The sequence below is a fragment of the Kitasatospora phosalacinea genome (assembly GCF_000716545.1).
GTDB lineage: Bacteria > Actinomycetota > Actinomycetes > Streptomycetales > Streptomycetaceae > Kitasatospora > Kitasatospora phosalacinea.
Map to the genome: position 1 here is coordinate 42,103 of NZ_JNWZ01000086.1, position 22,001 is coordinate 64,103.

A 22,001-nucleotide genomic window follows, 5' to 3' on the forward strand; every position below is an offset into this window, starting at 1 on the left:
ATGCACGCCCTGACCGAGCCCGAGATCCGCGCGTCCTTCGTCAACTGCTCCAAGGGCGAGGCCAAGCGGCTGCCCGTCCCGCGCGACTTGGCCGCACGCCGCTGGTCCGACCTGGACTTCCTCGGCTGGCGCGACCTCGGCGCCCCCGACCGGGCCTACCTGGTCGCCGTCCTGGACGGCACCCCGGTCGGCATCACGCTCCGCTCGCCGAACGTGAAGCGCAGCCTGACCCGCACCAACGTCTGCTCGGTCTGCATCACCTCCCACGCGGGCAGCGGCGTCTCGCTGCTCACCGCCCCCCGGGCCGGCGCGGCGGGCCGCGAGGGCAACTCGGTCGGCACCTACCTCTGCGCCGACCTGGCCTGCTCGCTGTACGTCCGCGGCCTGCGCCGCCCGGCCACGGTCAGCCGCCCGGACGAGTCGCTCCCGCTGGAGGAGCAGATCGCCCGGACGGTCGCCAACCTGGAGGCGTTCCTCCGCCAGGTGCTGGCCTGACCCGGCCTCACGGGGCCGACTGGTACTCCACCGTCAGCAGGGCCCGGCCCAGCGCGTGCGCGCTCAGGTTGAACCCGACCTGAGCGGCCGGGGTGTCCGGTCCGACCTCCAGGGCCGGCACGTCCAGCGCGTGCACCACGAACACGTACCGGTGGGCCGGCCCGGGCGGCGGCGCCGCCCCGTCGTAGCGGTGCCCCGGGAAGTCGTTGCGGACGTGGAACGCCCCGCCGGGCAGCTCCCCGTCGCTCGCCCCCGCCCCGGCCGCCAGCTCGGTGACGTCGGCCGGCAGGTTCACCACCAGCCAGTGCCACCACCCCGCCGCGGTCGGCGCGTCCGGGTCGTAGCAGGTCACCGCGAACGACCTGGTCCCGGCCGGGAACCCGGTCCAGGACAGCTGCGGCGAGGTGTTCCCCAGCGCGTGCACGTGTGCGTCCGGCATGGTCGCGCCGTCCACCAGGTCGGCGCTGCGCAGCTCGAACGCCGGCACCGGCGGCAGGAAGTCGTACGGAAGCGGGATGCGCCCGGTCATCGTTCACCGTCCTCGTCGAAGCACTTCGGGATACCGCCCAGCCTATCCACGTACCCCCACCACGGGGCCCCACCAGGGGCCCGGGGAACGGCGGGTCCGCGCTGTCGGCGGCCGGAGCCCGCCGGAGGCCCGCGCTGCTCCGGGCCTCCGCAACAGCACCCGCGGCCGCCGCAGGCCCTCAGCTCCGCCAGAGCGCCTCGACCGCCGCCCCCAGCACCGTGCCCACCCGGCCCAGGTCGAAGACCAGGTCGAAGTGGTTGCGCCCGCCCACCAGCAGTTCGTGCACCGGGACGCCGGCCTCCCGCACCGCCTCGGCGAACAGCGCCTGCTGCCGCCCGAACTCGTCCGTCTCGTGCTCGCCCAGCGCCAGCACCACCGGCGGCAGCGCCGCCAGCGCGTCCGCCCCGGCGTACAGCGGGCTGAGCCGGCGGGCCCGGCCGGCGTCCAGGCCGAGCGGCTGGTTGACGTAGCTGAGGGTGACCGGCTCCAGGTCGTAGACGCCGCTGAGCAGCGCGGCCCCGCGGATCCGCCCGCGCAGCCGCTCGTCGAGCAGCGCCGTCGCGGCCAGGTGCGCCCCCGCCGAGCTGCCGCTGAGCACGACCCGCTCCGGGTCGGCGCCGAGTTCCGCCGCGTGGTCGACCAGCCAGCGCACGGCCGAGGTGACCTGTTCGACGATCCGCTCGACCGTCCAGTGCGGGGCCAGCCCGTAGCCGACGGCGGCGAACGCGGTGCCGAGCGGGACGAGGTCCAGCGCGGGGAAGACCGAGTCCTCCTTGCCCAGCTCCTGCCAGAAGCCGCCGTGCACGAACACGTGCAGCGGCGCGTCCGGCCGGGCGGCGGGGAAGAAGTCGAGCAGTTCGGGGGCGTCGGGCCCGTAGCGCAGCTCCCGGTGCCCGGGCAGTTCGCGGTAGGCGCGGCGGCTCTCGGCCGCGTACGCCGCGAGTTCGGCGTCGAAGTCGGCGACCTTGCTGCTGGGCGAGTACTCCCGGTCGAGTTCCCGCTGGTCCAAGCCCCGGTAGACCGCCATGGCGCCGCTCTCCTCACCCAACCAGGTATAGACCAATACGGGAGCGCACGGTTAGCGTGGTCACTCCCCGTACTTCCTTCTCCGGAGTTGCCCCGTGGAGACGTCCGTCCTCGCCTTCGCCACCGACCTGCTCGACGAAGGGGCCGACGCCTTCTTCGGCAACCTTACCGACCGGGCCGGCGTCGGCGGCGTCACGCTCGCGTCCGTCTACCACGAGGCGCGCGACGTCTTCCCGCACAACCCGCGCCGGGTGCTGCACTACCTGGAGCCCGGCGCCGCGTACTTCCGCCCCGACCCGGCCCGCTGGGCCGGCCGCCGGCTCGCCCCGCTGCCCTCCACCGCGATCGGGGAGCGCGACCCGTTCGCCGAGGCCGCCGAGGAGACCCGCCGCCGCGGCCTCAAGCTGCACGCCTGGACGGTCTTCTGCCACAACGACCGGCTCGGCTTCGCGCACCCCGACTGCGCGCCCGCCAACGCCTTCGGCGACCGGCACCTGACCGAGCTGTGCCCGGCCAACCCGGAGGTCCGCGAGTACTGCCGCACCGTGGTCGAGGAGCTCGGCCGGTACGGCGTGGACGCGATCCGCGCCGAGTCGCTGCACTTCCACGGCCTGGCGCACGGCTACCACCACGAGCGCTACTTCGAGGAGCTCGGCCCGGTCACCGAGGCGCTGCTGTCGGTCTGCTTCTGCCCGCACTGCCTGGCCGCCGCGACCGCCGCCGGCGTCCCCGCCGAACACGTCCGCGACACCGTCCGCGCCGAGCTGCGCGCCCGCCTCGCCGACGGGTCCCGCGCACTGGCGCCCACCGCGCTGGACGAGCTGGCCGGCGGCGCCTTCGCCGCCTACGTGGACGCCTCGGCCCGCACCGTCACCTCGCTGGCCGCCGAACTGGCCGCCACCGCCGCCGACCGCGGCATGCGGCTGACCTTCATGGACGGCGGCGGCCCCGGCACCGGCTGGCTGTCCGGCATCGACCTGCCCGCGCTCGCGGGCGCCGCCCACCAGATCGAGACGCTCGGCTACGCGAAGACCCCCGGGGAGGTCCGCGAGAAGGTCGCCGCCTTCGCCCTGCACGGCGTCCGCCCGCAGGACATGGCGGTGATCCTGCGCCCGATGGCCTCCGACTGCGACGGCCCGGCCAACCTCACCGCCAAGATCGAGACCCTGCGCGAACTGGGCGTCCCCGAGGTCGAGTTCTACAACTACGGCCTGATGCGGCTGTCCTCGATGGACCGGATCGGCCAGGCCCTGCGCTAGCCCGTCGGCGCCCGGAACGCGGCGTTCGCCCCCGTACACCCGATCCGTCCGCGCCCTGGGCCAACGCACCGTTGGTACCCGCCTGCTGCGCCCGGAGCGTCCCGAACGGTAGGCTTTCCGTGTGATCTTCAAGCGCATCGGCAACGGGCGGCCGTACCCGGATCACGGCCGGACCAGCACCCGCCAGTGGGCGGACGTCGCGCCGCGTCCGGTGCGGCTGGACCAGTTGGTGACCACCAAGGGCCAGCTGGACCTGGAGACCCTCCTCGCGGAGGACTCCACGTTCTACGGGGACTTGTTCGCCCACGTGGTGAAGTGGCGCGGCGACCTGTACCTGGAGGACGGGCTGCACCGCGCCGTCCGGGCCGCCCTCCAACAGCGGCAGGTCCTGCACGCCCGCGTGCTGGAGATGGACTGACCTCGCACCGTCCGGGGAGGGGCGCAACCGGTGGCGGTGCCGGTACGTCCTTTCGAGTGCCGTCATCCCCCGGATGATGATCATCCAGTACCCGCGCACCCGTTGTCGGATTAGTGTGCCGACTACAGCGGTCACACGGCCGGCTCCCACGGCCGCACCGCGGTCACCGACACCCCACCCTGGCACCTAGGGGGAGACAGACCATGAGCATGTTGACTCCCCGGGGCTTGAAGGGGAAGCAGTACCGCGTCACCGGGAACGCCTACCCGCGGCTCGGCCGGCCCCCGCGCCGCGGCCGGAAGGCCGTCATCGCGCTGGGCGGCGTCCTGGCCCTGGGCCTGGTCTCGCTCGGCGGCGTCCAGCTGTACGACGTCTTCACCGGCAAGCACCGGAACGCCGGCGCCCAGGCCTGCGCCCCCGCCTCCGGCAAGCCGCTCGCCGCCCCGGAGAGCTCCCCCTCGGCCGGCGCCCCCGCGTCCGGCGCCCCGGCGCCCGTGCCCAGCGACACCGCGGTGCCGCAGCCCTCCGCGGTCAAGGTGAACGTCTACAACGCCACCGACAAGTCCGGCCTGGCCGCCCGCACCGCCGACGAGCTGCGCAAGCGCGGCTTCGTCGTCGACAAGGTCGGCAACGCGCCCGCCGCGCTCGACAAGAAGGTCCCCGGCACCGCGCAGATCCTCAGCGGCCCCGGCGGTCTCGGCGCGGCCACCCTGCTGCTCTCCCAGGTCGCCTCCGCGACCTCCGCCGAGGACGGCCGCACCGACGCCACCGTCGACTTCGTCATCGGCGACACCTTCAGCGCCCTGTCCGACCCCACCCAGGCCGCCGCCGCGCTCGCCGAGCTCACCAAGCCCTCCCCCACCCCGGAGCCCGGCCACTGCTGAGCCGCCCCCGACACGACGGGATCCGGCCGAGGACGACACCCCGTCCCCGGCCGGATCCCGTTTCCGGTCGTTCCCGGACCCGCTAGCCCGCCGTGCCGTACAGCCGGTCCCCCGCGTCGCCCAGCCCCGGCACGATGTAGCCGTGCTCGTTGAGCCGCTGGTCGACGGCCGCGGTGACCACCGTGACCGGTCGGCCCGCCAGCTCGCGCTCCATCACCTCGACGCCCTCGGGCGCGGCCAGCAGCACCACCGCGGTGACGTCGGTGGCACCGCGCTCCAGCAGCATCCGGATCGCCGCGACCAGGGTGCCGCCGGTGGCCAGCATCGGGTCCAGGACGTAGATCTGCCGCCCGGAGAGGTCGTCCGGCATCCGGGTCGCGTAGGTGGACGCCTCCAGCGTCTCCTCGTTGCGGACCATGCCGAGGAAGCCGACCTCCGCGGTCGGCAGCAGCCGGGTCATGCCGTCCAGCATGCCCAGGCCGGCCCGCAGGATCGGGACGACCAGCGGGCGCGGGTAGGACAGCCGGGTGCCCTGGGTGACGGCGACGGGGGTGGTGATCTCGACCGTGTCGGTACGGACGTCCCTGGTCGCCTCGTACGCGAGCAGGGTCACCAGCTCGTCGGTGAGCCGCCGGAAGGTCGGCGAGTCCGTGCGCTCGTCGCGCAGGGTGGACAGCTTGTGGGCGACCAGCGGGTGGTCGACGACGTGGAGACGCATGGCACCAACGGTAACGGCCACCGGCACGTGTGTACGACTCCGTACGAACCGGGACGTCCGGGACGACCCGTCGAACCGCGCCGGGATCCGCCCGGAATCACGGAAATCGGGCCGCTCCTGTGGTATCACCCGGGCCGATCTGGGAAAGTCGGAACCTATGAAGAGCAACCCGACGCGGGCGACCACCGCCGGCGCGGGCGGGTCCGGCTCGACAGACGAGTCCCGTCCGACGTCAGAGACCGACGCGGAGACCGACGCGGAGCGGCGCAAGCGCCGGGCCGTGTTCCTCCGCGAGCTGGCCGAGGCCCGGGAACTGCGGGCCCGGGTGCGGCCGAGACGGACCAAGGAGCGCCGGATGCGCGAAGCCATGCGGATGCGGACCTTCCGGATCTGACCGTCCCGCACCGCCCGAGGCCCCCCTGGGCCTCCCCGAAGCCGTCCCGAAGCCGTCCCGAGGCCGCGCCCCGCACCGGAGTTGCGCCCCCTCGGGCGCCCCGGCGCCCCCGCCGCAAGGCCTCCGAAGGTCAAGATCCGCGCCCGGAGCGGCCGGAAGCCGGCCATTCCGACACGACCTGCGAAGACGCGCTGCCGAACACCCCCCGCAGCGGCGGCCTTTCTGTCACGATGCGGTGGGACGGTCCGAACGGCGGACCGCCTTCTGGCGCGGGGGCGGCCGGACCGCACCCGCCCGAGATCGCCGACAGCCGAGACCAATCTTGGGAGTGTCCCTGGTGGCGTACTTCGCTGCAGTGCTTGCTCGCACCGGTGCCGGGTGGGATGTGAGCGAGACGGAACTCGACGACGTAGAGACCCTGGCCGACCTGACCGATCTGGCCCGTGAGGCGGCCGAGGACGAGGACACCGCGCTGGTCTTCATCGAGCAGGAGGACGCGTGGTTCGCCGTCCTGCGCATCGACGGTGAGGACGACCCGCGGATCTTCGTCTCCGACGCGGCCGCCGCGGCGCGCAGCTCGTACGGCGCGTTTCTCACCGACGAGCTGATCGAACAGGACGGGGAAGCCGACTTCGACGACCTCGACGGGCTGGTGGCCGGACTCGACGACGAGGACGGCGCGGTCGTCGAGGACGACTCCGACGAGGACGACGAGGAGCCGGTGGTCGGGCGGGGCGCGAGCCCGGTCGGGCCGATCGGCGACGCCGAGCTGCTGACCGAGTTCGGGATGTCCGCGGCCGACCTGCTGGAGCTGGCCGGCGAGGGCGCGGCGCCCGGCGACGCGCTGGGCGAGATCGCCGAGGCGCTGGGCTGCGGCGAGGTCCTGGAGGCCGTTCGGTAGCGGCGGGCCCGGTGCCCGACACTGGGTCCATGCAGCCCGCCGTCCCCCTTCCCCCCACCGTCCCCTCCCCCCACGGCGAACGGCCGCGGATCGCCCCGCTGCCCGCCCCCGAACGCCCCGATCCGGTCCGCGACCGGTGGCGGGGCCGGATGCGCCTCGCGATCGAGGAGGCCGCACTGGCCACCGCCACCGGTGACGTCCCGGTCGGGGCGTTCGTCCTCGGGCCGGACGGCGCGGTGCTCGGCCGGGGCCACAACGTCCGCGAGGCGGTGGGCGACCCGACCGGCCACGCCGAGGTGGTGGCGATCCGGCAGGCCGCGCGGGCCGTCGGGGAGTGGCGCCTGACCGGCTGCACCCTGATCGTCACGCTGGAGCCCTGCACCATGTGCGCGGGCGCCATCGTGCTGTCCCGGCTCGCCCGGGTGGTCTTCGGCGCGTACGACCCGAAGGCCGGCGCGGCCGGCTCGCTCTTCGACGTGGTCCGCGACAACCGGCTCAACCACCGCCCCGAGGTGGTCGGCGGCGTCCTCGCCGAGGAGTGCACCGCCCAGCTGCTGGCCTTCTTCGACACCCAGCGCTGAGCCGCGGACAACGGATTTCGCCCCGCCTGGCCGATCCGGTAGAGTTCCCCTCGGTAGCGTGTCCGAGCGGCCAAAGGAGCACGCCTCGAAAGCGTGTGTGGGGGCAACTCCACCGTGGGTTCGAATCCCACCGCTACCGCCACTGAGCAGTAAAAACGAAGGGCCCCGACCGGTGACGGTCGGGGCCCTTCGTCGTGGTGGTCTCAGTTTCGGTCTCAGTTCGACGGAACTCGCAATCCGATCGCCCCAAGCTGGTGAGACCGGCTACCTTCCTCCGTATGGACGACTCCCTCTCGTTCGCCACCTTCATCGAGGGCGCGCAGAAGGCCGCGCACCGAGCCATGGAGGACCACGGTCGCGGTGACTACGACGAGTTCGCGCTCCACGCCGGAGTCGCAGTTGAGAAGCTGGCCAAGGCTGTTCTAGTCCAGAAGAACCCGCTGTACATCGTCGACATGCGTGGCGGAGCCGAGATGCTGTTCCACCTCGGAGGCCACCGCTTGGCGCGCAAGGTTCGGACGATTGGGGCAGCTGAAACCCTTGCCCGCCTCCGGATGCTTGACGTCTCTCTTCCGGGCCCGCAGCTTGATCTCTTGATCGATATGCGCAACGGAGTCGCGCACTCCGTGGCCAGCAGCCAGGCGAAGTCGCTTCTCCCGACGTTCGCCGAGACTGTTGCCGCTTTGGCGAGCGAAGCGGCCGAGGACGTTGAGCGCTTCTGGGGCCGATGGACGGACACCGCACGTACCGCCGTGGACGACAAGAGCAGTCAGGTCGAGCGCGATGTGATGATCCGCATCCGCCAGGCTCGACACCGCTTCGACGACCGGTTCACTGGCCTCCCGGAGGGCGCCAAGGAGCAGCTTCTCAGTGCTCGGCGGACGCCAGAGTCGTTCGACATTACGACCTTGCCAGACAGCCGCACGGCCGTCATCAGGTACACCCCAGTGTGCCCTGCGTGTGGTGGCCAGGCGTCAACGGTGTTCACGCTGAGCACGTCGACTGCTACCACCACGATCATGAATGCCACAGCATTCGCGTGCCAGCTTTGCGGTTTGGAACTCGATGGCGCTGAAGAGATCAAGGCGGCCAACCCTAGAACCGGGACGTGGCCTGTGGGGGTGTCTATCTCGCATGGCCCCACGCTCCCATCGGAAACAGTCACTCTCGGCGAAACCCGAACCGGATGACGCGTGGCGCGCGCGGAGCCTCCCCAGAGGTCGAGGCTCCACGCGCCTTCCGCTGCCAACTGATCGCTTCGCTACTTGCCACTCCAGCTAGAGTGCGGCGGACCCATCTCCGACCAACTCAGCATCAGTGGCATCGCTTGCCGCCTCCCAGATGAGTCCGCCGATCTGCTGTGCCACATCCCGCCGGACCCGCTTCGTCACGTGCTGGTACCGGTGAGCCATGGCGGTGCTCGACCAGCCCATGATCTCCATCACGATCCGCTCGGGCACGCCGAGGATGAGCAGGATCGTGCCGGCAGTATGGCGAGCGTCGTGGAGACGACCGTCCCGGAGCCCGGCGGCCTGGAGGAGCCGCTTCCACTCGTCCCAGTCGGTGCGCGGGATGAGCGGCTGACCGGTCTCGGTGGCGAAGACCCACCCGCCCTCCTGCCAGAGCTGGCGGGCGTGGAGTCGTTCCCGCTCCTGCTCCTCCTGGTGGAGCCGAAGCAGCTTGATCAGCTGATCGGGCAACCCGATCAGCCGCTTACCCGCCTTCGACTTGGTGGGGGCGGCCTGCTTGTTCGTGCGGACGCGATCCGGGCAGCGGCCGGCGTGCTTCTTCCCGCAGGACTCTCCCTCGCAGCCGTGGCGGTACTTCGGCCGCTGCATGCTCTGGCGGACCCAGAGGGTGCCCTCGTCCAGGTCGATGTCCGTCCACTGGAGTCCGAGCGCCTCGCCCTGCCGGAGCCCGAGCGCGAGGGCGACCGCCCACCGGCCGCTGTTCCGGCGCTTGCCCGCCTCCAGCAGGAGCCGCTGCACCTCCTCGACCTCGTACGGCGTCACCTCCTCCTCATCCACCTTGGGCGCCGTGGCCAGGGAGGCGACGTTGCGGGTGATGTGCCCTCGCCTCACCGCCTGGTTGAGCGCGGCCCGGATGGTGCGGTGGGCCTGGTGGGCGGTGGCGGGCTTGCTGCCGTTGTCCTGCATCTTCTTGTAGAAGCGTTCCAGGTGCTCCGGCTCCAGCTTCTCCAGCCGGTGAGCACCCAGCCCGGGGATCAGGTGGACGTTGACCGCCACCCGATAGCCGGACAGGGTGTTCGGCCGGACCGACAGGGCCGCGATGTTCTCGACCCAGTGAGTGAGCCAGGATGCGACGGTCCACTTTTTGCCGACCTTCGAGACGTTGCCCTCGTCGCGCTTCTTCTCTAGCTCCCGAACCTTCTTGGTGACCTCGGCCCGGTTCTTGCCCCTGATGTGGCGCCGGTCGGGGGTGCCGTCGTCCTTCACACCCACGGTCACGCGACCGTGCCACTTGCCGTCCTTGTCCTGGTAGATGCTCGAAGCGCCATTGGGCTGGCGGGTTGCCAAGGGTGAAGCCTCCTCAGGCTGCGATCGGGGTGAAGCCGGACTCCTGCATCCGGCGGCGGACGTACTCGGTGAGCGCCTCGGCCGGTACCCGGCGGAGACGACCGATGGGGATGCTCGGGACCTCACCCGTACGGATGAGGGCGAACATGGTGGTGCGGCCGACACCGAGGCGGCGGGCCGCCTCTTCGACGGTGAGGGCCACCAAGGTGGGGTCGATGGCGGCGGTGAGAGCTTCGGGCATGGCGGTAGTCACCGGGGTCTCCCGTTGGCTGTGAGGCGGGAAGCCGCCGCAGAAACCGCAGAATCCGCAGAATTCGGGGCGCGTGGGCGCTGAGCTGCGGTGATGGGCTGCGGGGGCGACGGTTGGTGATCTCCGCAGAATTCCGCAGAACTGCCGCACAAATCAGCGGCGGCCAGGCCGACCCTGCCCCGGGCCGGCGGGGCCCGGGGCAGGGCGGGTAATTGTGCGGCAGTTCTGCGGGGTTTCTGCGGCGAGCGGCCCGCTGACGTTGGTGCTGGTCAGCGGGCCTACCGGGTGTTTCTGCGGATTGTGCGGTTTCTGCGGCGGGGTCCGGGCTACTGGTCGAAGCCGGACAGGGCCGGGTGGATCTCGTAGCGCGGGGACGGCTTGCGGCCCCTGGTACGCGGTCGGGGCCCCGTGGGTTCCTGTCGCAGGTAGCCGTGCTCCTCCAGCAGGGCCACGACCGGATCGAGGTCGGCGGCGGTGGGGAAGTCGCTGCGGGAGAGCTTGGTGAACAGGTCCCGGCGGCTGACGGTCCGCCAGCGGTTGTCCCGGCACACGTCCAGCACGGTGCTGGCGCGGGTGAGGGTGGAGTCCGCGCCCATGGCGTCGAAGACGGCGAGGGCGTGGGCGGTGAAGTAGTCGCCCAGCTCGATCGCGGCGGCCATGGTGGCCTCGTTCACGGGCTTGGTGTGGCCGTCCTTCAGATGGGCGGCCAGGTGGAGCAGGCCCGCGATGCGGGCGACGGTGCCGGCGAGCTTGCCCGCCCACTTGCCGATGTGTCCGAGCGCTCCGCCCCGGGCGGCGAGCTGCGGCTCGATGCGCTCCTGAAAGCCGATCAGGAGCGCGTCGGCGGCCGGAGTGAGCTGGAGTACGGCCGGGTCGGTCCAGTCCGCCAGCGCGAGCGTCAGGGAGGTGACGTTGCGCTCGTAGTCGTCCGCGACGGAAGGCGGGACCGGGTCGGTGATGATCCGGCGGGAGCCGACCAGTGAGGCGGGCAGGCAGTACAGGAACCGGGCGAGCAGGCCCCGCCCGTCGAAGCCGCGGACCTTGGCGATGTCCTCCAGCACTGACGGCTGCACCGCCAGGCCCATCGTCAGGGCGGGGCTCTCGATGAACTCCTGGCGGCTGCGGCGGTCAACGCGCAGCCGGTCCCCGGCGTGGCCCTTCAGGAACACCTCCAGGTTCGGGGTGCCCGAGTAGCGGCCCGCGATGATGTCGAAGATCCCGCCCTCCGCCGACATGACCGAGAGCCTGCCTCCCTGCTCGGCAAGCAGGGTAGTGATGGCCTCGGGGGTCGCGTCGTCCACCAGCAGGCGCGGGTGCGCGGGCACGGTCAGGCTCTCGGCCGTCTGGGCCAGGCCGATCGCCTCCGCCACCAGCTGGTCACGCTCGTCGCCCTCGGCTTTCGCGGCCTTCACGGTGGCGGTCTCGGCAGCCTCGCGGGCCAGGCGGGCGGTCAGCTCCGCCTCCACGATCCGCCCCGAGGCGGCCTCGCCGAGCGCCTTCTCCGCCGAGTAGAGGGGGTGGGTCATGGCGGAGAACACGGCGGACTTCCGGTTGGCCGGGGGTAGGGCGACGACCACGAACAGGTTGACCGGTTCGCGCCAGCGGCCCCGGATGTGGACGACGCTCCGCCCGCCGGCTGCGGTGGCCAGCACCGCGAGCGCCAGCGACCCGGCCATGTCGATGGGAGTCTGGGACTCCTCCGCGACGCCGGTGACGTACTCGCCGAGCCAGGTGGGCAGGGCGTGTACGGGGAACGGCGGCAGGTGCCGGACGGCTGCCAGCGGCACCGGGGCGGGCCAGGACTGCGGCTCGCTCTCGTCCGGGACGGCGAGGGCGGCCCGGATCTCGTCCGCGTCCGTGCCGGGGGTGGTGGCAGCCTGCACCAGGCGGGTGCCGGCGGCGATGAGGCGGCGGCGCTTGGCGGTCTCGCGGACGATCGCGGCGTAGTACTCGGCGTTCGCGGCGGACGGGGCGGCGTCGGGCAGGCCGGAGATGTAGGCGGCGCCGCCGACGCGGGCGAGGTCGCCGGAGCGGCGGAGCGCGTCGGTGACGGTGATCGGGTCGGCCGCCTCGCCGAGTTCCACGATGGCGCGGTGGATGGTCTCGTGGGCGGGCCGGTAGTAGTCGCCCGGGTCCATCACGGCGGCCACGTAGCCGAGCGAGGCCGGGCTCAGGAGCAGGGCCCCGAGGACGGCCTGTTCGGCGGCGATGTCGTGCGGCGGGGTGTGGTCGAGGTCGCCGCCCTGGTGGGCGTGCAGGGGCCGGACGTTGTCGTACGGGTCGAAGGCGGGATCGGCGGTCATCCGGTCGGGTTCTCCTCCGTGTTCGTGGCGGGCAGGGCCCCGGGGCGGCCGTGCTGTCCTTGGCCGGGAGTGCCGGCCGCCCCGGGGGGGTGCGGGTCAAATGTCGAACAGGGCGTCCAGCTCGGCGGGCGGGGCCTTGCGGCGGGCGGCGGTGCGGGCGTGGTCGAAGCACGGTCCGCACCATGCGGCCAGCCGAGCGGCCGGCAGGGCGGCGCTCTCGTGCGCGAGCAGGAGCATGTCGGCAGGGGCGGTCGGGGCGGCGAGCAGGCGGACGGTGCCGCCGTGCTTGCCGAGCCAGCCGCCTTGGGTGTGCTCGCACCGTCCGCCGCTCTTGGCATGGGTCTTGCCGCAGGCGCCAGAACACTGGCAGCGCGCTTCCGCACGGTCGATGACGGCCTGCCAGAGACTTGGGGAACCGAGGGGCGGACGGGTGGTCATGCTGCCTCCAGGCCGTCGATGATGGGCTGGTGCCAGGCGGGGAGAGACGCGAGAACCCTGGTGCGCCAGGCGAGGGCGTAGGGGCGGCAGTTGGCGCAGTTCTTGTGGGTGTGGCCGGGCATCGGGGGCTTGTGGCGGGCCTCGTAGGACCAGGCGAGAGAGTCGGCGGAGGCCAGGTGGTGGCCGGCAATGCGCAGGCCGTGCATCTTGAACCCGAAGCCGTGCAGCCGTAGGCCCCGAGCGGCGAGGGTGGTGACGATGAGCGCGGCCTCGGTGGTGGCCTGGCGGCGGCACACCGAGCCGAGCCCTACCAGCGGCTCGGAGGTGAGGTCGATGCCGGCCTTGTCGTACAGGTCTGCGCAGTGCTGGTAGTCGTCCAGGCTCCATCCCTGCAACACCGGCACGATCGGCAGATTAGGGGCGGCGTCGCGCAACTGCTGGAAGTTGGCGACGGTGCGGCGCTGGTGCTCGGCCACGCTCAGCCCGGTGTTCTGGACGATCCAGGGCTCGCACATCCAGTCCATCGGCGCGGCCCACGCGAGGTTGCCGATCTCGTCCGCGTACCGCCGGACAGCTGTCAGGTAGGCGCCCGGCGCGGTGCGCCATTCGCCGTGCATCGACAGTTCGGTGAAGCCCCCGGAGTCCAGCGCCCACGGTCCGATCGCGCGAGGCAGAGTCTTGCGGTTGGCCAGGCGCCGGTAGGAGACGAACAGCGGAACGCTGGTGCGGGCCAGCCAATCGGGCTGGTGAGTGCCGAGGAAGAACCTCACTGGTCACCTCCGGCCCACGGCTCGTGGTGGTCGAGCCAGGCAAACGGCGAGGTGGTCTGCGCCCGGCTGTATACCTCGATCGCGGCACCGGGGACGCTGCCCGCGTGAACGCGCGGGCCGATGAGGCTGGCGTACAGCCGGGCACCGTGGTGGACGCAGGCCGCCGCCATGTCGCCGTGCCGGTCGAGGATGGTCACGGCGTCGCGCGGGCCCTCGCACGGGCTCGCGTCGCCGAGGTGGGCGGCCTCGCAGCGCTGCTGCGGGTCGGGGATGTTCTCGGGCATGCTGGTGGTTCTCCTTGCACGTTGTGGCGAGCAGGGGAACCGGAGCGGCCGGGCTGTCCTTGGCCGGGAGTGCCGACCGCTCCGGACTTTCAAGCAGCGCGGCGGGCCGGAAAGTCGATGACCGTGGCCAGGCGCGGGACGGACTCGGCGGCCGGGGCGGGGGCGGGCTCGCCGCCGTCCGGCGGGGCCGGGACGTCCCCGTCCTGCTCGGCGAGGGCGGCGGCGCGCTCGTAGGCGGAGATGGCCAGCACGGTCTGGATGGCGGCGGAGTCCTCGCGCCAGCCCCGGATGCTGTGGGCGTAGGCGGCGGCGCCGGCGATGCCGGGGCCGAACAGGACGGCGGCGATGATGGCGTTCGCGGTCGTGCTCACTGAATGCCTCCGGTGCGGTTGGCGAGGGCCAGGGCGTCGAGCAGGTTGGTGCCGAGCGAGTTCAGGCGGCGCTCGATGGCCTGCCAGGACTCGTTGTCGATGTGCATGAGGGCGGCGAGCGCGGCGGGGGCCTGGCCGTCGGCGGCGGCGGTGAGGGCCTCGCGCAGGTGGGCGGCGGCCAGCGGCCGGATTACGGGGAGAACGGTCATGGTGCTGGCTCCGTTCAGTGGTTGCTGACGGCGGTCACGAGCGAGGCGATGATGTCGTTGACCGGGCCGGACAGGCCCGTGCTGGCGGCGGTGAAGCCGGACAGCCACACGGCCAGCGCGGTGCCGCCGCTGACGCGCTTGAACCACACGAGCGCGGCGGTGATGGCGCCGAAGAGCAGGGCGGTGGAGACGGTGATGAGCATCGGCGTTGCCTTTCCGGGTCGGCCGGGGCCCCGGGTGCGTTGCCCCGGGCTGGCGGGTGGTCAGGTGGTGCTCGGAGTCAGCGGGTTCCGGCCTTGTGCAGCCGTCGGGTGGCCTCGCCGGTGGCGCGGGTGGTGTGGAAGAGGCGGCGGCCTATGCGCAGGCGCAGGCCGTTGCCCTTGCAGCGGCGGCAGGTCTTCCAGCCGCGCTTGGGGGAGGTGCCGCGCTTCCGGGTCTTGCCGTTGCCCTCGCACGGCTTGCAGCGGGCGAACGGGCTCACCGCGCACAGCAGCGCGTATCCGGAGAGCGCGGCGAGGGCCGCGAGGACGGCGACGACAGACAGGGGCAGGGCGGGGCTAGAGCTAGCGGCGAGCAGGGTCACCAGGGGCTCCTAGAGGCGGTTTCGGGGCGCACGGGACCAGGGCGCTAGGCGGCTAGCGCCCTGGTCAGGGCATATGTGGGTCGCTAGCGGGGGTGCTAGACCTAGCGGGGCTGGTGCTAGCTCGCGGACCGCTTCCGGGCGGCCATCGCGGCGAGGACCTCCTCCCGCTTGACCCCCCGCCGGTTGGGGTTCGAGCCGTCCTCGGTCTTGAGCCAGACCTGCCCAGTCTCGATCCCGTACGGCTTCAGTGCGGTGGCCAACTGGGTGGCCTTCGCCTTCTGCTCCATCTCGGCCCACGGCCCGTAGATCTCCGGCCGCAGCTCGGCGAGGCGGTCCACCACGGTCTCCGACCACAGCTTCGCGGCGGTGGCGGGCATGACGGCGGCGACGTCGGCGAGCAGGTCACTGGCCTCGCCTGCGGGCTGCACCTCGCCGGCCGCGCTGCCGGACAGGGTGCCCTCCTGCTCGCGCAGGGCGCGGGCCCGGGTGAGCACGCGGTCCGCGTCCTCGCCGGTCACCAGGTAGGTGCGGACGATCCCGGAGTCGTCGGACATGCCCTTGAGCAGGCCGACCCCCTTGTGGGACTTCAGCAGCCGCGAGGCGTCCAGGCCCTCGCTGTAGGACCCGGCGCCGAGCACCACGTCCGAGACCTGCCAGGAGCCGACCCGCAGCGAGAAGCGGGCCTGGTGCTGGTCGCGCAGCACCGACGGGCACGCCTTGTCGTCCGGCTTCTGCGTCGAGGTCTCCAGCGAGACACCGACGGCCGGGGCGACGCGGGCGAGGTAGACGAGCAGGTCGAGGATCTCCCCGCCGTGCTCCGGGTGCTGGAGGTACTCCTGCACCTCGTCCACCACCACCAAGGTGAGCGGCATGTTCAGCGACTTGTTCCGCGACAGCTCCGGCGTCAGCTTGCCCTCCGGGCACACCGACACCGGCAGCTCCGACAGCCGCTGGTAGCGGGACTCCACGTCGGCCTTCAGCTCCCGCAGCGCGGCGATCAGCACCTTCACCGGGTCGATCCCGTTGTAGGGGGCGATGCCGAAGCCGATGCGGTGGGCGACCTTGTCGAACTTCCGCCAGTCCGGGGACGCCTTGCCGTCGAACACGTACAGGCGCACGTGCGGGTCGAGAGCCGCGGCGAGGGCGATGGTGCGGGCGGAGAACGTCTTGCCCTGCCGGGGCACCGCTCCGATCAGCAGCGACAGCCACAGCATCGTCACCATGACCTCGTTGCCGCGCTCGTCGCGGCCCCACGGGAACGGCTTCCAGAAGTCCACGCGGTCCGTGGTGATGAGCGGCGACTTGCCGACCGGCACGGCGAGCGGGTCCTCCTTGGCCACCCACATCGACACCCGCCGCGCGCTAGACGGGTCGCGGTCGAGGAACACCTGCGTCATCGCGGCGTCCAGACCCGAGGCGATCTGCTCCTGGGCCTTCAGGGCGTGGGTAAAGGTCTTGCCGAACGGCAGGTCGAGGACCACGCGCCAGCCGTTGCCCTCCTGCGTGATCGGCCTCGGGAACGTGAGCCCCTGATCCGGCCGGGTGAGGCCGGCGGCGACGAACGCGCGGGTGACGATGTCCGCCGACAGCTTGCGGTGACGAAACCTCACCCGCGCCGGGTCGATCAGGCGCTGGTCGGCGGGCATCCCGACCTGCCCGAGCAACATCAGCACCGCCACCACCGTCGACCACCACAGGAACGACGACAGCGCGACTGCCAGCAGCGTCCCGGCCACGATCAGCACCGTGGCGGCGATGGTCGCCACGATCAGCCGCAACCGCACGCGAGCGTTCCGCACCCTCGTGAGCTTCAGGTACTCCTCGATGTCCTCGTCCCGCGCGGCAGCCGCCCTGAACGGCGCGCCCTCGGAGTCGAACACCCACCGCCGCACCCCGTTGGACCACCGCCACGCACCACGCGGGGCGTAGACGGCGACCTTGCCGACATACAGCGGGGCCCGGACCGCGTGGTAGGCGGACACCATGCAGTAGTGCCCGGCCGCCCACGTTGCCACGGCCTTGAACTCGTCCGTCGACCGGGCCCACTCCGGCAGGACCGGCTTGCGGGCGGCCGACTTCGCGGCCCGCTTCTCCGCCGGCGTCAGCACGTCCTTGCTCGGCGGCGGGTCCACCAACTCGCCCTCACGGGGCCCCTCGTCCTCGTCGTCGGTGCCCTCGTCGTCCGGCAGCTCGATCTCGTCCGGGTCGACGTACACCGACCCGTCCTCCCCGACCGGAGCCGCGGCGCTGTTCTTGCGGAAGCGGACCCGGAACGGCAGAACCGCCGCTCCCTCGTCGCTCTCGCCGGGCCGGTCCGTCTCGGACGGGTCGTCGGCCGGGCTGAGTTCCTCGTGGTTCACTGAGCTTCCTTCCCTACTGGATTGGTGGTGGGAGGGGCCGGGGCGGGCCGATGGCTGCCAGGCGAGCGGGCCGCCCCGGGTTGTGCCAGTGGTGCGGTCAGGCGGTCAGCGCGGGGCCGTCGTCGCCGGTCTCGTCCGGCTCGGGCACCGCGTGCAGGATCGGCTTGACCGCGCGCTCGGCCTTGAGCGCGTCCCGCAGCGTGCGGGCGTTCACGGCGGAGGTGCGGACGGCGGTGCGGATCGCGTCGGCGGTCAGCCGGTCGTCCGGCCAGTCGGCCGTCACCGATCGGGCCTCGCCCAGCAACTCGTCCGGCGTGCGGGTCGGCCTCGCGCTGCGGGCCGACTTCGGGACCGTGCCGGTCGCCCGGCGGGACCGACTCGCCTGCGCGGCAACGGACTTGACTGGCCGGACCGGCTCCACGACGACGGCGGGCACGGTCGGCTGCGGGTCGGGCGACTCGTACACCGAATCGAGCGACTCCGGGTCGGCCGATCCGCGCAGGTCAGATACCGACCGATTTGCGGGACTCCGGTCGATTTCTTCCGGTTCGGGCTTGTGGTGCAGCACCTTGGCCACGAGGTCCGACCCAAAGAAGATGGAGCCGACCGGCAGGGACGACGCGAGCAGGACCAGCGTCCAGTGCGCGGGTGCCCAGTCGGCCAGTCGGGCCCGACCGCCGTTGTGCAGAGTCGGCACCAAGCCGTGCACGTAGTTGAGCACCAGCGAGGCGACCGTGTACCCGGCCAGCACCCGCAGTGCGAACGAACGGTTGGCCTGCGGCAGGACCAGCGCGGCCACCAGGGCCAGCGCCATGAGACCGTCGACCACCAGCGGGTAGACGAACGCGGCGTCCTTGTCAGCGCCGATCGCCACCGCCACGTCCCGCAGCGCGTTCCACGAGACCCGGAACGCCATTGCGACCACGACCAGCAGCGCGGTGACCATCCAGAACTTCGCGGCCCGACTCATCGGACACCCGCCGTCCTGCGGCGACTGCCGCCGATCAGCCGACGCTCGGACTCGGCGCTGGCCGTGTCGACCACCAGCACGGTGGCCACCAGCACCGCCAGCAGCACCCGGCCACCAACCCCGGGCTGCCACCCGGCCAGCCAGGCCAGGCCCGCAACCGCCAGGGCCACCCGAAGCCGGACGACCACCATCAACAGCAACTCGGAGCGGCTCACGCGGCCACCCCCATCCGGACCGCCAATGCCTCGGACATGGCCCGCACCCGCCGCAGCGGGACCGGGGCCGACTTCAGCAGCCGCTCCGCGTAGGCGGCCAGGTCCGGGTCCTCCCGACGCAGGTCCGCCAGCACCTCGTACGCCACGTCCAGCCGGGCCTCGCGCTCGATGGCCGTCTCGCCGGGCACGCCGGCGAACAGCTCCTCGTCCACGCCCAGCGCCAGCTCTGCGAACTCGTCCTCGTTCGCGGCCCGCTGGCCTGCAACAATCGACTTCATCGGGTCTACCTCTTCCAATGGGCGAGTAGGCCCACCAGGGGCTGCCGCGCACCGGCCAAGGTGAGCGCGGCGGCCCCGACTCTTCGGGCCCAGACCACTCGTCTCGTCACGAGTAGCCATGACCCCCGACCCGCCAGGCAGGCACGGATCGGGGACCAAAGACACTCGTTCTCGATCAGCACTCTGTTGAGTTGTCAAGGAACTGAGGCTTCCTTCGGGGGGCTGTCACCCCACCCCTCCGGGCGCATTCGTCCTGGTCAGAGCAGCCCAAAGAAGGCCCCTCTTCGCCGCTCCCGCATCTCTCGGTTGCGACACACTCAACATAGACAACCTGCCTAGGCAGGTCAAGAGAGTTGGGTTTCTCGCGTGTGTTGGGCATCTGCCTTAGCATGGGTGCATGAGCCTCGACCCGGATGACTCCCGCCCGCCGTATCAGCAGGTCAGCAGCTCTTTGCGGGCCTCGATTCTCACGAAGAAGCCCGGCTTCGAAACCGGCGACAAGCTCCCGTCCGGCCCCGAACTCGCCAAGCACTTCGGCGTGGCACGCGGGACGATCGACAAGGCCCTAGACCTGCTCAGGACCGAGGGGCTGATCGTGACCCGGCAGGGCAGCGGGTCCTTTGTACGAGAGCGGACGTCGCGGCCCGTCGGCCTTCGGCCACACCTCGAAGCAGCCTTCGAGCAGAAGCAGGTGACGCTCGACTTCGCAGGCTTCTCCAGCGAGACGCTGCACAACGCCATGCAGGAACCGCTCGACAAGGTGCGCTCCGGGCGGCTGGCCCCGGAGTCCATCACCGTGCGGCTCCTGCTGCCGGACACGTCCGAGCCCATGGCCGTGCCCGTCCTGGTGGATGGGCTCAAGGACGAACCCGCACTCCGGGACCGTGCGCGCAACATCGCGTTGACCAACGCCGGCGGCATCGCCCACTCAGTCGAGATGCTGGCGGAGCTTGGTCTCGTCCAGTCGGCCACGGTTCAGGTGAAGGTGCACCGGGCGTCCAGCCTGTTCAAGCTGTACATCCTGAACCGCTCAGAGGCGTTCTTCGGTTTCTACCCGCTCCGGGAGCGAACGGTAGCCATCGGCAGCAACGACCACACGTTCTACGACGTCACCGGCAAGGACACCACGCTCTTCCACCACGCCTCCGGCCCGGACGATGCCTCGCTCGGATCGCAGTACGTCCAGCAGGCACAGATGTGGTTCGACAGCGTGTGGTCCACGATCGCGTACGAGCGCCAGCCGTGACCGCCTCTCCCCCGTCGCTCGCTGACGTGCTTCGACCGGTGAAGCACGTCCTGCTCGACTTCGACGGTCCGGTCTGCTCGGTCTTCGCCGGGTTTCCAGCGCCGGAAGTCGCACAACGCCTCCGCCGGGGCCTGCTCGCTGCCGGCGAGCAGGTCCCGGCCCCAACTGAGACCGAGGCTGACCCACTCGCCCTGCTTCGCCTGATCGCCGGGGCCCGCCCGGACCTGGCAGCGGCGACGGACCGCGCGCTCGCGACGCTTGAAACTGAAGCTGTACGGATTGGTCGACCGAACGCGGGGGGCGAATCCGTTCTGCACGCTTGCGCCAGGACCGGCCGGTCCGTCTCGGTGGTGAGCAACAACGCAAGCGTGGCGATCGAGGCTTACCTGACCGATCGGGGCCTCGACGGCTACGTGACTGGCGTCTTCGGTCGGGTCCTGGGCGACCCATCATCCATGAAGCCAAGCCCGCGCCTTCTCCTGAAAGCAATGGATGCCGTGGGCAGCAAGCCTGAGGAGTGCATCTTCATCGGCGATGCCGCTCGGGACGTGGAAGCAGGTGAGGCTGCGGGCGTCCCGACTATCGGCTACGCCAACAAGCCGGGCAAGGACGCCAGGCTTGCCGCCGCCGGCGCGGTAGTCATCGTGGACTCGATGCACCTCATCGCGAAGGCCCTGCAGGAATGACCCCCTTAGGGATCATGTGATCGCTTGACCCTGATCACTCAGCCCAACCCGGATGGCGCATGTCACTGTTGAGTGTCAGCGCATCAAAAGCTAGGCATCCTCACTGAACGTTAACTAGGATCACCCCATGGGGACCGAGGCACACGCATTTGGATCATGGCGTCTTCGAGGCGGCCGCTACGAACAACACGGCCTCCCTGTCGAAGTTTTGTCCGAATTCGCCCGGTACGAGCGGCTGGTAATCGGCGTCGCCAAGGGGATTTACAAGCGTCGAAACTTTCGCCAGCGCGCACCGCGAGGGTTTGACTCGTCATTCACGCTTAGGCTCACCGACATTCAATCCGGCAGTGTAATTCCCGTCCTGGAAATAGCACCAACCGAGGATGACAGTCTCTTCGAAGATGGCTCCTTCGGGATCTTCGAAGAGGCCCGAATTATCATCCTGGAAGCCTTGCGGTCGATCGATAACGACGACGACATTCCCGCAAACTTCCCAAAGTCCGCCCTGCCCGAGTTCTCTCGCTTCGGCAGAAGCCTCCAAGCGGACGAATTTATCGAGTTTGATGCGAACACCCCGCACGCAGCCACCTATTCGCAAGCAATCAGGCGCAAGATCCAGGAGCGGGCGCAGATTGATCGCTTCGAGGTGGAAGCTCCAGTAAACGGCCAAATTACTGGAGTTAGCGCAGAAAAGCTGACATTTGATTTCAGGCTCGCGAGAACCGAGAAGACCATCTCCGGTTCCTTTTCCTCCGAGGAACTGGTTGCGGACATGCGCCAGTACCTCGACCGTTCGACTCTGGCTCCGACGGTTGCCCTTAGCGCCGTCACAGTCCAATCCATGGACGAGGAAATCATTGAGATCCGGGACATCCTCGGGATCGAGCCACTGCTGCCACCTGAATGGTCCGAGCGCCTACTCGAACTTGGAAGCCTTCCCGACGGATGGCTTGATGGCGCAGGAAAGGCTGTCACGCGAAAGGTTATCCGGGAGGCCGAAGCACTCCTGCTGGAATGCCTTGACCGCGAGATTCGACGCCCCTACATCTACCCAACCGAGGATGGGGGCGTCCAGTTCGAATGGTCCACCAGCAACGGTGAAGCAACTGCCGAAGTGAAACCAGATGGCAAGGTTGAGATCTTTGCCTACTCGAAGCGCATGGACTCCGAAAAGGAGCATACCTTCGCGTGGCGCCAACTAGGGTGCGTATCTGGTTGTGATCAATCTGCGGGTTTCGCCCTTGTGGTCGCGCTTGATCCGGTAGACCGTGGCGTGTGACGCGAGTACAACTGACA

At 70.9% G+C, this 22,001-nt stretch carries 28 protein-coding genes and 1 tRNA gene; 12 read left to right on the forward strand and 17 right to left on the reverse strand.

Going from position 1 to position 22,001, the window contains the following annotated elements:
• Complete coding sequence (locus OO48_RS30635; protein ID WP_033222203.1) at nucleotides 1–495, forward strand: FBP domain-containing protein; 495 nt, start codon at nucleotides 1–3, stop codon at nucleotides 493–495.
• Nucleotides 496–502: 7 nt separating this feature from the next.
• Here OO48_RS30635 and OO48_RS30640 read toward each other — a convergent pair whose 3' ends face one another.
• Both OO48_RS30640 and OO48_RS30645 read right to left on the reverse strand, forming a co-directional pair.
• On the reverse strand, nucleotides 503–1,024 hold the full coding sequence (locus OO48_RS30640; protein WP_033222205.1) for a YbhB/YbcL family Raf kinase inhibitor-like protein: 522 nt from the start codon (nucleotides 1,022–1,024) through the stop codon (nucleotides 503–505).
• A gap of 178 nt (nucleotides 1,025–1,202) precedes the next feature.
• On the reverse strand, nucleotides 1,203–2,051 hold the full coding sequence (locus OO48_RS30645) for an alpha/beta hydrolase (protein WP_033222207.1): 849 nt from the start codon (nucleotides 2,049–2,051) through the stop codon (nucleotides 1,203–1,205).
• 94 nt (nucleotides 2,052–2,145) lie between these two features.
• Here OO48_RS30645 and OO48_RS30650 point away from each other — a divergent pair, with 94 nt between their 5' ends.
• The 3 genes from OO48_RS30650 to OO48_RS30660 all read left to right on the forward strand — a co-directional run bounded on the left by OO48_RS30650 (nucleotide 2,146) and on the right by OO48_RS30660 (nucleotide 4,611).
• On the forward strand, nucleotides 2,146–3,309 hold the full coding sequence (locus tag OO48_RS30650; RefSeq protein WP_033222209.1) for a hypothetical protein: 1,164 nt from the start codon (nucleotides 2,146–2,148) through the stop codon (nucleotides 3,307–3,309).
• 121 nt (nucleotides 3,310–3,430) lie between these two features.
• Nucleotides 3,431–3,727, forward strand: a complete 297-nt coding sequence (locus tag OO48_RS30655; protein ID WP_014136828.1) for a type II toxin-antitoxin system VapB family antitoxin — start codon at nucleotides 3,431–3,433, stop codon at nucleotides 3,725–3,727.
• A gap of 203 nt (nucleotides 3,728–3,930) precedes the next feature.
• Nucleotides 3,931–4,611 carry a LytR C-terminal domain-containing protein gene (locus OO48_RS30660; protein ID WP_033222211.1) on the forward strand — a complete coding sequence of 227 codons (681 nt, stop codon included), beginning with the start codon at nucleotides 3,931–3,933 and terminating at the stop codon, nucleotides 4,609–4,611.
• A gap of 82 nt (nucleotides 4,612–4,693) precedes the next feature.
• Here OO48_RS30660 and upp read toward each other — a convergent pair whose 3' ends face one another.
• Nucleotides 4,694–5,329 (reverse strand): uracil phosphoribosyltransferase, encoded by a 636-nt coding sequence (upp, locus tag OO48_RS30665; protein ID WP_033222217.1) that lies wholly within the window; start codon nucleotides 5,327–5,329, stop codon nucleotides 4,694–4,696.
• Nucleotides 5,330–5,486: 157 nt separating this feature from the next.
• Between upp and OO48_RS30670 the strand changes: the two genes are divergently transcribed.
• The 5 genes from OO48_RS30670 (at nucleotide 5,487) to OO48_RS30690 (ending at nucleotide 8,395) form a co-directional block, all read left to right on the forward strand.
• A complete protein-coding gene (locus OO48_RS30670) occupies nucleotides 5,487–5,723 on the forward strand; it encodes a hypothetical protein (protein ID WP_033222219.1) in 237 nt (78 codons plus the stop codon).
• 337 nt (nucleotides 5,724–6,060) lie between these two features.
• Nucleotides 6,061–6,624, forward strand: a complete 564-nt coding sequence (locus OO48_RS30675) for a tRNA adenosine deaminase-associated protein (protein WP_033222258.1) — start codon at nucleotides 6,061–6,063, stop codon at nucleotides 6,622–6,624.
• A gap of 29 nt (nucleotides 6,625–6,653) precedes the next feature.
• The gene (gene tadA, locus OO48_RS30680; RefSeq protein ID WP_081952507.1) at nucleotides 6,654–7,205 is read left to right on the forward strand and encodes a tRNA adenosine(34) deaminase TadA; all 552 of its coding nucleotides are present in this window, start codon (nucleotides 6,654–6,656) and stop codon (nucleotides 7,203–7,205) included.
• A gap of 52 nt (nucleotides 7,206–7,257) precedes the next feature.
• A tRNA-Ser gene (locus tag OO48_RS30685) sits at nucleotides 7,258–7,347 on the forward strand.
• Between the two features lie 136 nt (nucleotides 7,348–7,483).
• Nucleotides 7,484–8,395, forward strand: coding sequence for a hypothetical protein (locus OO48_RS30690; RefSeq protein WP_157845584.1), 912 nt, complete (start codon nucleotides 7,484–7,486; stop codon nucleotides 8,393–8,395).
• 87 nt (nucleotides 8,396–8,482) lie between these two features.
• Here OO48_RS30690 and OO48_RS30695 read toward each other — a convergent pair whose 3' ends face one another.
• The 14 genes from OO48_RS30695 to OO48_RS30760 form a co-directional block, all read right to left on the reverse strand.
• Nucleotides 8,483–9,742: a tyrosine-type recombinase/integrase gene (locus OO48_RS30695; RefSeq protein ID WP_033222222.1), complete on the reverse strand. Its 1,260-nt coding sequence runs from the start codon at nucleotides 9,740–9,742 to the stop codon at nucleotides 8,483–8,485.
• Nucleotides 9,743–9,755: 13 nt separating this feature from the next.
• Nucleotides 9,756–9,983 (reverse strand): helix-turn-helix domain-containing protein, encoded by a 228-nt coding sequence (locus tag OO48_RS30700; protein ID WP_033222262.1) that lies wholly within the window; start codon nucleotides 9,981–9,983, stop codon nucleotides 9,756–9,758.
• A 335-nt stretch (nucleotides 9,984–10,318) separates the two neighbouring features.
• Entirely contained in the window at nucleotides 10,319–12,295 is a 1,977-nt protein-coding gene (locus OO48_RS30705) for a YfjI family protein (RefSeq protein ID WP_081952508.1), read from the reverse strand.
• Nucleotides 12,296–12,391: 96 nt separating this feature from the next.
• Complete coding sequence (locus OO48_RS30710) at nucleotides 12,392–12,733, reverse strand: hypothetical protein (protein WP_033222223.1); 342 nt, start codon at nucleotides 12,731–12,733, stop codon at nucleotides 12,392–12,394.
• Nucleotides 12,730–13,503, reverse strand: coding sequence for a deazapurine DNA modification protein DpdA family protein (locus OO48_RS30715; RefSeq protein ID WP_033222224.1), 774 nt, complete (start codon nucleotides 13,501–13,503; stop codon nucleotides 12,730–12,732). Before OO48_RS30715 ends, OO48_RS30710 begins: the two co-directional genes overlap by 4 nt.
• Nucleotides 13,500–13,787, reverse strand: a complete 288-nt coding sequence (locus OO48_RS30720) for a hypothetical protein (protein WP_033222225.1) — start codon at nucleotides 13,785–13,787, stop codon at nucleotides 13,500–13,502. The genes OO48_RS30715 and OO48_RS30720 overlap by 4 nt, the downstream gene beginning before the upstream one ends.
• Before the next feature lie 89 nt (nucleotides 13,788–13,876).
• The gene (locus OO48_RS30725; RefSeq protein WP_033222227.1) at nucleotides 13,877–14,158 is read right to left on the reverse strand and encodes a hypothetical protein; all 282 of its coding nucleotides are present in this window, start codon (nucleotides 14,156–14,158) and stop codon (nucleotides 13,877–13,879) included.
• Nucleotides 14,155–14,367, reverse strand: coding sequence for a hypothetical protein (locus tag OO48_RS38680; protein ID WP_033222229.1), 213 nt, complete (start codon nucleotides 14,365–14,367; stop codon nucleotides 14,155–14,157). The genes OO48_RS30725 and OO48_RS38680 overlap by 4 nt, the downstream gene beginning before the upstream one ends.
• A 14-nt stretch (nucleotides 14,368–14,381) precedes the next feature.
• Complete coding sequence (locus tag OO48_RS30735; RefSeq protein ID WP_033222230.1) at nucleotides 14,382–14,570, reverse strand: hypothetical protein; 189 nt, start codon at nucleotides 14,568–14,570, stop codon at nucleotides 14,382–14,384.
• Between the two features lie 77 nt (nucleotides 14,571–14,647).
• Entirely contained in the window at nucleotides 14,648–14,950 is a 303-nt protein-coding gene (locus tag OO48_RS30740; protein ID WP_245194863.1) for a hypothetical protein, read from the reverse strand.
• A gap of 116 nt (nucleotides 14,951–15,066) precedes the next feature.
• Nucleotides 15,067–17,310 carry a cell division protein FtsK gene (locus tag OO48_RS30745; protein ID WP_033222232.1) on the reverse strand — a complete coding sequence of 748 codons (2,244 nt, stop codon included), beginning with the start codon at nucleotides 17,308–17,310 and terminating at the stop codon, nucleotides 15,067–15,069.
• Nucleotides 17,311–17,407: 97 nt separating this feature from the next.
• The gene (locus tag OO48_RS30750) at nucleotides 17,408–18,280 is read right to left on the reverse strand and encodes a DUF2637 domain-containing protein (protein ID WP_033222234.1); all 873 of its coding nucleotides are present in this window, start codon (nucleotides 18,278–18,280) and stop codon (nucleotides 17,408–17,410) included.
• Nucleotides 18,277–18,495, reverse strand: coding sequence for a hypothetical protein (locus tag OO48_RS30755; protein WP_033222236.1), 219 nt, complete (start codon nucleotides 18,493–18,495; stop codon nucleotides 18,277–18,279). The genes OO48_RS30750 and OO48_RS30755 overlap by 4 nt, the downstream gene beginning before the upstream one ends.
• The gene (locus tag OO48_RS30760; RefSeq protein ID WP_033222238.1) at nucleotides 18,492–18,773 is read right to left on the reverse strand and encodes a hypothetical protein; all 282 of its coding nucleotides are present in this window, start codon (nucleotides 18,771–18,773) and stop codon (nucleotides 18,492–18,494) included. The genes OO48_RS30755 and OO48_RS30760 overlap by 4 nt, the downstream gene beginning before the upstream one ends.
• A gap of 397 nt (nucleotides 18,774–19,170) precedes the next feature.
• On the opposite strand from OO48_RS30760, the gene OO48_RS30765 reads away from it, so the two are divergent.
• From OO48_RS30765 to OO48_RS30775, 3 genes are all read left to right on the forward strand, one after another.
• Nucleotides 19,171–20,019, forward strand: a complete 849-nt coding sequence (locus tag OO48_RS30765; RefSeq protein WP_033222239.1) for a GntR family transcriptional regulator — start codon at nucleotides 19,171–19,173, stop codon at nucleotides 20,017–20,019.
• 38 nt (nucleotides 20,020–20,057) lie between these two features.
• Nucleotides 20,058–20,705, forward strand: a complete 648-nt coding sequence (locus tag OO48_RS30770) for an HAD family hydrolase (RefSeq protein WP_245194864.1) — start codon at nucleotides 20,058–20,060, stop codon at nucleotides 20,703–20,705.
• A gap of 127 nt (nucleotides 20,706–20,832) precedes the next feature.
• The gene (locus tag OO48_RS30775) at nucleotides 20,833–21,984 is read left to right on the forward strand and encodes a hypothetical protein (protein WP_157845585.1); all 1,152 of its coding nucleotides are present in this window, start codon (nucleotides 20,833–20,835) and stop codon (nucleotides 21,982–21,984) included.
• Nucleotides 21,985–22,001 lie beyond the last annotated feature (17 nt).